A 9324-nucleotide genomic window follows, 5' to 3' on the forward strand; every position below is an offset into this window, starting at 1 on the left:
CCCCCCTGCCGATCGCCGTGGCGCATGGCGAGGGCTACGCCAACTTCCGCTACCGCGGCAATGCCGACAAGGCGATTGCGGCCATGCGCTATGTGGACAACCACGGCGCAGCCACCGAGCAGTACCCCTTCAACCCCAACGGCAGCGCGGGCGGCCTCACCGCCGTGACCACGGCCGACGGCCGCTTCACGGCCATGATGCCGCACGCCGAGCGCGTGTTCCGCAACGTGCAGATGAGCTGGACCAGCGAGGACCGCAGCCAGCTGAGCCCGTGGATGCGCATCTGGCGCAATGCCCGCAAGTGGGTGGGCTGATGGGATTGCCGCTGCGGCGGTACTGACCATAAAAACGGGGCTTCGGCCCCGTTTTTCATGGGCGGTGAGAACCTACCCGGCGAGGGCAGGCCGCTGGTACACCAGCAGGCGGCCCTTGTAGGCGGGGCGGTCGTCCAGGGCTGGGTGGTCCAGGCGCTCTTCCACCACCTCGAAGCGGTGTACCGCCATCTGCTTGTGGAAGGCGCTGCGGTTGCCGCGGTCGGGGTCCACGATCCAGATCTGTGCGCCCACTTCGGCATGGCGGTCGATGAAGCCGGCCAGGGTGGCGCGTGCGTCGCGCTCGTAGAGCACGTCGCTGCCCATGATCAGGTCGAACCGGCCGCTCACGGTGCTGGCAGCGGGGCCGTCGCCCTCGGCGCCTTGCGGTGGGTTCCAGTGCCCGGCACGGTACTTCATGGGCGGCAGGGCGTTCAGCCGCAGGTTCTCCAGCAGAAAGCTGTCGGCCAGCGGGTGGCCGTCGCTGGCGGTGATGTCCACGCCGCGCCGGTGGCACACCAGGCTGGCCAGGCCCAGGCCGCAGCCGATCTCCAGCACGCGCTCGCCCGCCTGCAGCGGCCGGGTGGCCATGCGCTCGGCCAGTTGCTCGCCCGAGGGCCACAGCAGGCCGAACAGCGGCCACAGGGCGGACGAGATGCCCAGCCGCTCGGCCTCGCCCAGGGGGTCGGAGAACTGCTGCTTGTCGAGCAGCGAACGGATGGTGAGGTTGGCGGCGCCGGCAATGGCGACGCTGTCTTGCTTGGTGAGGTAGCCTGGCATGGCTCGGGCGAGAAGCCCGTTGTCAAGGGACCCCAAAAGGTTGGTGGTGTGAGCGCCGAGTATGCGCCTTTTGCCAAAGCCACGGCGGGCCGCGTCCTCTGCAAGGCCTTTGCGGCGCCGTGCGGTGGCCCCTGGCAGCGTGTGGAATTGACCCAGGTCATTGCTATAGTCGGCGCTTTGACCGAACCACCACCCAAGGACATCCCATGGCCGCTGGCAGCCTTCTAGCCCTGTTGGACGATATCGCCACCATCCTCGACGACGTCGCCCTCATGACCAAGGTGGCGGCCAAGAAGAGCGCCGCCATGGCCGACGACGTCTCGGTCATGACCAAGGTGGCCGCGCAGAAGACGGCGGGCGTGCTGGGCGATGACCTGGCGCTCAACGCCCAGCAGGTCACCGGCGTGCGCGCCGAGCGCGAGATCCCCGTGGTCTGGGCCGTCGCCAAGGGCTCCATGGTCAACAAGGCCATCCTGGTGCCGGCAGCGCTGTTGATCAGCGCCTTCGCGCCCTGGGCCGTCACGCCGCTGCTAATGATCGGCGGCGCCTTCCTGTGCTTCGAGGGCTTCGAGAAGATCGCCCACAAGTTCCTGCACAGCGAAAGCAAGGACGAGGCCGAGCACGAAAGCCGTGCCCAGGCCAATGCCAACCCGGCCGTGGACCTGGTGGCCATGGAAAAGGACAAGATCAAGGGCGCCGTGCGCACCGACTTCATCCTGTCGGCAGAAATCATCGCCATCACGCTGGGCACGGTGGCGACGGCCTCGTTTGCGCAGCAGGTGGCCGTGCTGACGGGCATCGCCGTCATCATGACGGTGGGGGTGTACGGCCTGGTGGCGGGCATCGTCAAGCTCGACGACCTGGGCCTGTGGCTCAACAACAAGCGCAGCGCGGTGGCCAAGGCCCTGGGCACGGGCATCGTCAATGCGGCGCCCTGGCTCATGAAATTCCTGTCCATCGCCGGCACGGCCGCCATGTTCCTGGTGGGTGGCGGCATCCTGGTACACGGCATTCCGGCCCTGCACCACGCCGTGGAAGGCGCGGGCGCTGCAGCCGGCACCTGGCCCGCGGGCGCGCTGTGGGGCGGGCTGATCTCCAATCTGCTCAATGCCGTGGTGGGCATCGTCGCGGGTGGCCTGGTGGTGGCCGTGGTGACCGTCGTGCAAAAAATGCGTGGCAAGGGCGCGGCCGCGCACTGAAGCGCCACGCACCACGCACCACGCACCGTTGTTGATCCAGATCGAAGCCCCGCCATTCGGGGCCTGATGCGCCGCGCCGGCCGGCCCATCGGTTGATCTGCGGCAAGGTACGCGCGGGCGTGCGGGGGCCCAATGCATGCACGGGGGTCGTCCCCGTTCAACCGCATCGAATCGATCGCTCCCATGAACAACAACAAGCTGCTGAAACTGGCCCTGGTGGCCGCCTGCGCGCTGGCATCCGGCGCCACCATGGCACAAGAATCCGAAGGCCCCTGGCTGGTGCGCGCCCGCGCCGTGAACCTGGACAGCGCCAACAAGGACACCACCGGCCTGGGTCTGTCGGTCAATGACAAGGCCATTCCCGAGGTCGACGTCACCTACTTCTTCACCAGGAACATCGCCGCCGAACTGGTCCTCACCGTGCCGCAAAAGCACGACGTGCGCGCCAGCACGCTCGGCGGCAAGATCGGCACGCTCAAGCACCTGCCGCCCTCGCTGCTGCTGCAGTACCACTTCGATGCCCCCGGCTTCAAGCCCTATGTGGGCGCGGGCCTGAACTACACGCGCTTCTCCAGCGTGCACCTGCCCGCCGGCGTGGGCATCGACAAGAACAGCTGGGGCGCAGCCCTGCAGGTGGGGGTGGACATTCCGCTGTCGAAGAACCTGTACCTGAACGTGGACCTGAAGAAGGTCTACATCCAGGCCGACGTGTTCGCGGGCAGTGCCAAGGCCGGCACCTTCAAGGTCGATCCCGTTCTGTTCGGCATCGGCCTGGGCTACAGGTTCTAAGCGCTGCGGCGATAAAAGGCCAACGACCCCGCCAAGGCCAGCAGCGCACCGCCGCAGCAGCGGTCGAGCCAGAGCACCGCGCGGCGGCGCAGCAACTGCACGGCCTTGGCGCCCACGATGGCATAGGCCAGCATCACCGCAAAATCCAGGCCCGCGAACACCACCGCAATGGCGGCGTACTGGGGCCACTGCGGTGCATTCGCGTCGATGAACTGTGGCAGCAGGGCCGAGCAGAACAGGTAGCCCTTGGGGTTGGTCACCGCGACCAGGAACGACTTGGCAAAGACGCCGCGGGCCGTCACACCCTCGGCACCGCCGGCCTGCGACAGGTCCAGCCCGCCCTGCGAGCGCAGCAGGCGCACGCCCAGCCATGCCAGGTAGGCGGCCCCCACCCATTTGACGACGGAGAACCAGAACTCCGAAGCCGCCAGCAGCGCGCCCAGGCCCAGCGCCACGGCGCCCACCAGCACGAAGTCGGAGGCCACGGCGCCCAGCATGCCCGGCACGGAGCGGCGTACGCCATAGCGCGAGCCATTGGCCAGCGCCAGCAGCACCGTGGGCCCGGGTGTGGCAATGGCCACCAGGGCCACGAGCGCAAAGACCAGCAGCGTGGTCGCGTTCATGCCAGCACCGGGCCGCAGCCTTGCGGCTTGTGCACGCGCTCCGTCGATGCGGGGTACTTGGCCAGCTTGGATGCGGGCCGGCGCGGGCGCTGCAGCAGTTCACCCCCGCAGTTCGGGCAGATGCCGCCCAGCGGGCCGCCCGCGCAGGTGCTGCAGAAGGTGCACTCGAAGGTGCAGATGCGCGCCTCGGTGGTGTCGGGCGGCAGGTCTTTGTCGCAGCATTCGCAGCTGGGGCGCATCTGGAGCATGGCGGGGCCTCGGGGTGGTCGGTGAACCGGCCACTCTATGCGCAGCGGCCCTGCGCGGCAAGACACAGACGGCGGTTGCCAGCGCTGCCGTCTGTACTGCCCGTCTGCCTGCTGGCTCAGCCTGCCGGGGTGGTCGGGGCAGGTGTTTTGGGCGCGGTACCCGCCGGGCGCAGGGGCGCATCGTCCAGCGCCAGCATGCGGCGCCACAGCCAGGGCAGGGCGGTTTCCAGGTCGGGGCGCTGCCACTCCTGCCGGGCCTTGGCGGTGCCCGCCAGCACCTGCTGCGGCGTGCCGATATCGAAGTGGAACGGGTACGCGGGCTCCATGCCCATGCGCAGGTCGGTGATGTAGATGTGCCCGCCCGCCTCGTTCATGCGGTAGAAGCCATGGGTGAAGCGCGACAGGCGCTGCACATGCGCATTGCCCTGGTAGGTGGCGTACAGGTCGGCACCGCGCTCATGGCGCGTCCAGCGCATGGGCTGCTGGCCGCCATCGGCCAGCGAACGAAAGCCCTCCAGGTAGTGTGTGGGCGTCATCGCCACCACGCGCCACAGCACCGCAGAAAACGGCGCGGGCGTCACCAGCACGCGCTCGGCCGTGATGCCCTCGGACTGCAGCGATGCACGCGCAATGCCTTCCACATGCTGCTGCAGCAGCACGCCCAGGCCCAGGTAGGCGGTGCTGAACACCAGCGCCCAGGCATTCCAGCGCAGGCCGCGGCCGCCGCGCAGGGCCAGGGCCGCGATCACCCCGATGACGAGCGGCACCGTGTACAGCGGATCGATGATGAACACGCTGCCCACGCCGTACGGGTGGTTGGTGAAGGGGTAGAGCAGCTGCGTGCCGTAGATCGTCATCGCATCCAGCAGCGGGTGGGTGACCAGCGCCAGCCACAGGGCCAGCCACCAGCGCAGCAGGTGCGGCGTTTCGCCATGCAGGCGCGCCACCAGCCAGGCCAGCGGGCCTGACAAAAGTGTGAGGGTCAGCAGGGCATGGCTGCTGCTGCGGTGCAGCACCATGTTGAGCATGGCATCGCCATGGTCGATGAAGGCATCCAGGTCGGGCAGGGTGCCGGCCACGGCGCCCCAGAAGACGGCTTTCCATGCGGCGGTGCGGCGGCCCATGGTGGCGAGGGTGACGGCGGAGCCCAGTGCGATCTGGGTCAATGAATCCATGGGTCGGTGTGTCCTTGTGTAGCGATGATTGCGGCAAAGGTGTGACAGCAAGCGAAATGCGGGCCAGCCGAAACAGGGCTTGCCGTGCCCGCGCCAGGGGCCCATGATGGTGGCTTGGCTCGATGACAGGCCGGGTGTGCGCCCAGCCGGTACCCGGGCCATGCATGCTTGCCCACGGTGCGTGGTGGCTTGGTGCATCCACCGGGCAAGGCACACGGGCGGTCGTCCTACTTGGGGGCTGTACACCCCCCGCTAACCTTGCGAACCATGGCCCACGCACTCCTCCAGAATCCGTCGCCCTTGCTTCCAACCCGGGGCGCCCAGCGCCAGGCAGCCTGGAATGCCAAGCCACCCCATCTGGCCTTCGAAGCCTTCGAGGGGCTGGCCCCGGAGCCGGACAGTGCCGATGCCTCCATCACCTCTCAGGCGCCCCGGGCGCTGGCGGAGCAATCGGTCTACTACGAGATCACCGAGGGCCTGCTGTTGCAGCCCGCCACGATCTCGCCCAAGTACTTCTACGACCAGCTCGGTTCGGAGCTGTTCGAGTCCATCACCCGCCTACCCGAGTACTACCCCACGCGCACCGAGCACGCCGTGATGCAGCAGCACGCCGCCGCCATTGCCGCCGCCGTAGGCCAGGGCCGCACGCTGATCGAGCTGGGCGCGGGCAACTGCGAGAAGGCGCGCACGCTGTGCCGCACGCTAGCGCCAGACTGCTTTGTGGGCGTGGACATCTCGGCCGATTTCCTGCAAGGCGCTGTGGCCCGCATGCGCGAGGAGTTCCCGCACATGGACGCACGCGCCGTGGGCGCCGACATGACGCGCGGCGTGACCCTGCCGGCCGACATCCCGCGCACCGGGCGCCTGGTGTTCTACCCCGGCTCGTCCATCGGCAACTTTGATCCGCCGCACGCCCTGATGCTGCTCGAGCAGATGCGCGAGCTGGTCGATGGCGAGGGTGAGCCCGATGCCGACGGCGGCCTGCTCATCGGCATCGACCTGCCCAAGGAGGTCGATGTGCTCGAGGCTGCGTACGACGATGCGGCCGGTGTCACCGCCGCCTTCAACCTCAACGTGCTCACGCACGTGAACCGCCTCATCGGAAGCAACTTCGACCCCGCGCAGTGGCGCCACCTGGCCTTTTTCAACACCCTGCATTCGCGCATCGAGATGCACCTGCAGGCCATGTCGCCGCTGCAGGTGCGCTGGCCCGGTGGCGGCGTACGCGACTTTGCGGCCGGTGAATGCATCCACACCGAGAACAGCTACAAGTACACGCTGCCCGCCTTCACCGACCTGCTGGCGCGTGCCGGCTTCTCGCGCGCCCGGGCCTGGACCGACCCGCGCGGCTGGTTTGCGGTGGTGCATGCGCAACCCTGACGCGCGCTTTCCGCCGCTGCCCGGCACCGGCCTGCCCCTGCGGTTGGTACAGCCACATGCCGCACCAGTGGGGCACACTGGCAGGATGACGACGAACCCGCCCCCCCGGCCCGCCGACTATGCCGCCGTGCGCCAGCGCTCGGTCGAGCTGGTGGCGCCCCTGTCGCCCGAAGACGCCTGCGCCCAGTCCATGCCCGACGCCAGCCCCGCCAAGTGGCACCTGGCACACACCACCTGGTTTTTCGAGACCTTTGTGCTGGAGCTGCACGAACTGGCGTTTGCGCCGTTCCACCCGGCGTTTCGCGTGCTGTTCAATTCGTACTACAACGGCGTGGGTGCCAAGCACCCGCGCCCGCAGCGCGGCCTGCTCACACGCCCTTCGCTGGCCGAGGTGCTGGCCTACCGCGCCCAGGTGGACGAGCGCGTGCAGGCCCTCCTGGCCCGCCAGGCAGACAACGCCAGGCTGCAGGCCCTGGTCGAACTGGGCCTGCACCACGAGCAGCAGCACCAGGAGCTGCTGGTCACCGACATCAAGCACCTGCTCTCGTGCAACCCGCTGTTTCCGGCCTACCATGCGCTGCACCCGACCACCGATGGCGGCCTGGCCCAGCCCCTCATCTGGCACCGCAGCGACGGCGGCGTGGTCGAAATCGGCCACCATGCCGGCAGCGGCACCTTTGCCTTCGACAACGAACTGCCGCGCCACCGCGTCTACGTGCAGCCCCACGCCCTGGCATCGCGCCTGGTGAGCAACGGCGAGTACGCCGCCTTCATCGAAGACGGCGGCTACCGCAACCCCGTGCACTGGCTGGCCGAAGGCTGGGACTGGCGCACCGCGCAGGGCCTTACGCAGCCCATCTACTGGCACCGCGCGGGGCTGGGCGGTGGTGATGACGAGGGTGATGCCTGGCACGAGTTCACCCTGGCCGGCCTGGTCCCCCTGGCCAGCGCACTGCCCGCCGTGCACCTGTCGTACTACGAAGCCGACGCCTACGCCCGCTGGGCCGGCGCCCGCCTGCCCACCGAGGCCGAATGGGAATGCGCCGCCGCGCGCCAGCCCCTGCAAGGCCATTTCGCCGACGGCCCCGATGCCCCGCTGCACCCCGGCGCGGCCGAGGGCCCGGGCATGGCGCAGGTGTTCGGCGACGCCTGGCAGTGGACCCAGTCGAGCTACGCCCCGTACCCCGGCTTTCGCACGGCCGAGGGCGCCGTGGGCGAGTACAACGGCAAGTTCATGGTCAACCAGTACGTGCTGCGCGGGGGCTCGTGCGCCACGCCTGCGGGGCATGTGCGGGCGACCTACCGCAATTTTTTTCCGGCGACTGCGCGGTGGCAGTTTGCGGGGGTGCGGTTGGCGCGGGATGTCTGAGCGGTAGGCCGCTGCGCGGTCACACCTTGCCCAGCGCCTGCTCCAGATCCGCCTTCAGGTCGTCGATGTGCTCAATCCCCACCGACAAGCGCACCATCCCCTCGCTCACCCCCGCCTTGGCCAGTTCCTCGGGATTGAGCTGGCGGTGCGTGGTGGATGCAGGGTGCGTTGCCAGTGACTTCGCATCGCCGATGTTCACCAGCCGGGTGAACAGCTGCAGCGCATCGAGAAAACGCGCACCCGCCGCCCGCGGATCGGCATCGCTGTTCTTGACGCCAAAGCTCAAAATGCCCGACGCCCGCCCGCCCAGTTGGCGCTTGACCAGTGCATGGTCCGGGTGGTCGGGCAGGCCGGCGTAGCGCACCCATTCGACCTTGGGGTGGGCCTGCAGGTACTCGGCGATGGCCAGGGTGTTGTCGCAGATGCGGTCCAGGCGCAGGGCCAGGGTTTCGATGCCTTGCAGGATCAAGAACGCGTTCTGCGGCGCCAGTGCGGCCCCGGTGTTGCGCAGGGGCACGACGCGGGCGCGGCCGATGAAGGCGGCGGGGCCCAGGGCCTCGGTGTAGACCACGCCGTGGTAGCTCACATCGGGCTCGTTCAGGCGCGGGAAGCGCTCTTTGTGCTCGGCCCAAGGGAACTTGCCGCTGTCCACGATGGCGCCGCCCACGCTGTTGCCGTGGCCGCCTAGGTATTTGGTGAGCGAGTGAACGACGATGTCGGCGCCGTGCTCGATGGGGCGCAGCAGGTAGGGCGTGGGCACGGTGTTGTCCACGATGAGTGGCACGCCATGGTCGTGCGCCACCTTGGCCAGGGCGGCGATGTCGGTCACGTTGCCCAGCGGGTTGCCGATGCTTTCGATGAAGATGGCCTTGGTGCGTGCGTCGATGTGCTGGGCAAAGCTGGCCGGGTCGCGCGGGTCGGCAAAGCGCGTGGTGATGCCCTGCTGGGGCAGGGTGTGCGCGAACAGGTTGTAGGTGCCGCCGTAGAGCGTGCTGGCCGAAACGATGTTGTCGCCCGCCTCGGCAATGGTCTGGATGGCGTAGGTGATGGCCGCCATGCCCGATGCGACGGCCAGCGCCGCAATGCCGCCCTCGAGTGCCGCGATGCGCTTTTCGAGCACATCGTTGGTCGGGTTCATGATGCGGCTGTAGATATTGCCCGGCACCTTGAGGTCGAACAGGTCGGCGCCGTGCTGCGCGCTGTCGAAGGCGTAGGCCACCGTCTGGTAGATGGGTACCGCCACGGCCTTGGTGGTGGGGTCGGGGCTGTAGCCGGCGTGCACGGCCAGGGTTTCGATCTGCATGGTTGGCTTGTCTCTGGAAGGGGTTGGTACGAAGGGGCCTGGCACCCCGATGGAGTGCCCGAACCATTCTTCCATCGCCCCTCCAGGGCCAGATCGAATCGTTTCGTATGTGCTTATGCGGCCAGCAATGGCAGGGCCGCGCCTGCC

At 68.5% G+C, this 9324-nt stretch carries 10 protein-coding genes; 5 read left to right on the forward strand and 5 right to left on the reverse strand.

Annotated elements, in window-relative coordinates; all coding sequences use genetic code 11:
- A partial coding sequence (locus tag PMI14_RS04515) for a phosphoribosylformylglycinamidine synthase subunit PurQ (RefSeq protein WP_007850284.1) occupies positions 1-314 on the forward strand: 314 nt, incomplete at its 5' end.
- 72 nt (positions 315-386) lie between these two features.
- On the opposite strand, the gene PMI14_RS04520 is transcribed toward PMI14_RS04515, so the two are convergent.
- Entirely contained in the window at positions 387-1091 is a 705-nt protein-coding gene (locus PMI14_RS04520; RefSeq protein WP_007850286.1) for a methyltransferase, read from the reverse strand.
- 206 nt (positions 1092-1297) lie between these two features.
- On the opposite strand from PMI14_RS04520, the gene PMI14_RS04525 reads away from it, so the two are divergent.
- Positions 1298-2290, forward strand: a complete 993-nt coding sequence (locus tag PMI14_RS04525) for a DUF808 domain-containing protein (protein ID WP_007850287.1) — start codon at positions 1298-1300, stop codon at positions 2288-2290.
- Between the two features lie 183 nt (positions 2291-2473).
- On the forward strand, positions 2474-3079 hold the full coding sequence (locus tag PMI14_RS04530) for an OmpW family protein (protein WP_035202339.1): 606 nt from the start codon (positions 2474-2476) through the stop codon (positions 3077-3079).
- Here the strand turns inward: PMI14_RS04530 and PMI14_RS04535 are convergent.
- From PMI14_RS04535 to PMI14_RS04545, 3 genes are all read right to left on the reverse strand, one after another.
- Complete coding sequence (locus PMI14_RS04535) at positions 3076-3702, reverse strand: LysE family translocator (protein WP_007850289.1); 627 nt, start codon at positions 3700-3702, stop codon at positions 3076-3078. The genes PMI14_RS04530 and PMI14_RS04535 overlap by 4 nt on opposite strands.
- Positions 3699-3950 carry a DUF1272 domain-containing protein gene (locus PMI14_RS04540; protein ID WP_007850291.1) on the reverse strand — a complete coding sequence of 84 codons (252 nt, stop codon included), beginning with the start codon at positions 3948-3950 and terminating at the stop codon, positions 3699-3701. Before PMI14_RS04540 ends, PMI14_RS04535 begins: the two co-directional genes overlap by 4 nt.
- Positions 3951-4066: 116 nt before the next feature.
- Complete coding sequence (locus PMI14_RS04545; protein WP_007850292.1) at positions 4067-5125, reverse strand: metal-dependent hydrolase; 1059 nt, start codon at positions 5123-5125, stop codon at positions 4067-4069.
- A 267-nt stretch (positions 5126-5392) separates the two neighbouring features.
- On the opposite strand from PMI14_RS04545, the gene egtD reads away from it, so the two are divergent.
- Both egtD and egtB read left to right on the forward strand, forming a co-directional pair.
- The gene (egtD, locus tag PMI14_RS04550) at positions 5393-6505 is read left to right on the forward strand and encodes an L-histidine N(alpha)-methyltransferase (protein ID WP_007850294.1); all 1113 of its coding nucleotides are present in this window, start codon (positions 5393-5395) and stop codon (positions 6503-6505) included.
- An 85-nt stretch (positions 6506-6590) separates the two neighbouring features.
- The gene (gene egtB / locus PMI14_RS04555; protein ID WP_035202340.1) at positions 6591-7874 is read left to right on the forward strand and encodes an ergothioneine biosynthesis protein EgtB; all 1284 of its coding nucleotides are present in this window, start codon (positions 6591-6593) and stop codon (positions 7872-7874) included.
- A 19-nt stretch (positions 7875-7893) separates the two neighbouring features.
- Here the strand turns inward: egtB and PMI14_RS04560 are convergent, their stop codons facing one another.
- Positions 7894-9177, reverse strand: a complete 1284-nt coding sequence (locus PMI14_RS04560; protein ID WP_035202342.1) for an O-acetylhomoserine aminocarboxypropyltransferase/cysteine synthase family protein — start codon at positions 9175-9177, stop codon at positions 7894-7896.
- Positions 9178-9324: the final 147 nt, after the last annotated feature.

The organism is Acidovorax sp. CF316, from assembly GCF_000276605.1.
GTDB lineage: Bacteria > Pseudomonadota > Gammaproteobacteria > Burkholderiales > Burkholderiaceae_C > Acidovorax.

Excerpts from the sequence above, each read along its gene's own strand:
- PMI14_RS04540 (WP_007850291.1), bottom strand. The coding sequence starts at position 3,950 with ATGCTCCAGATGCGCCCCAGCTGCGAATGCTGCGACAAAGACCTGCCG.
- PMI14_RS04520 (WP_007850286.1), bottom strand. The coding sequence starts at position 1,091 with ATGCCAGGCTACCTCACCAAGCAAGACAGCGTCGCCATTGCCGGCGCC.
- PMI14_RS04545 (WP_007850292.1), bottom strand. The coding sequence starts at position 5,125 with ATGGATTCATTGACCCAGATCGCACTGGGCTCCGCCGTCACCCTCGCC.
- PMI14_RS04535 (WP_007850289.1), bottom strand. The coding sequence starts at position 3,702 with ATGAACGCGACCACGCTGCTGGTCTTTGCGCTCGTGGCCCTGGTGGCC.
- PMI14_RS04530 (WP_035202339.1), top strand. The coding sequence starts at position 2,474 with ATGAACAACAACAAGCTGCTGAAACTGGCCCTGGTGGCCGCCTGCGCG.
- egtB (WP_035202340.1), top strand. The coding sequence starts at position 6,591 with ATGACGACGAACCCGCCCCCCCGGCCCGCCGACTATGCCGCCGTGCGC.
- PMI14_RS04560 (WP_035202342.1), bottom strand. The coding sequence starts at position 9,177 with ATGCAGATCGAAACCCTGGCCGTGCACGCCGGCTACAGCCCCGACCCC.
- egtD (WP_007850294.1), top strand. The coding sequence starts at position 5,393 with ATGGCCCACGCACTCCTCCAGAATCCGTCGCCCTTGCTTCCAACCCGG.
- PMI14_RS04525 (WP_007850287.1), top strand. The coding sequence starts at position 1,298 with ATGGCCGCTGGCAGCCTTCTAGCCCTGTTGGACGATATCGCCACCATC.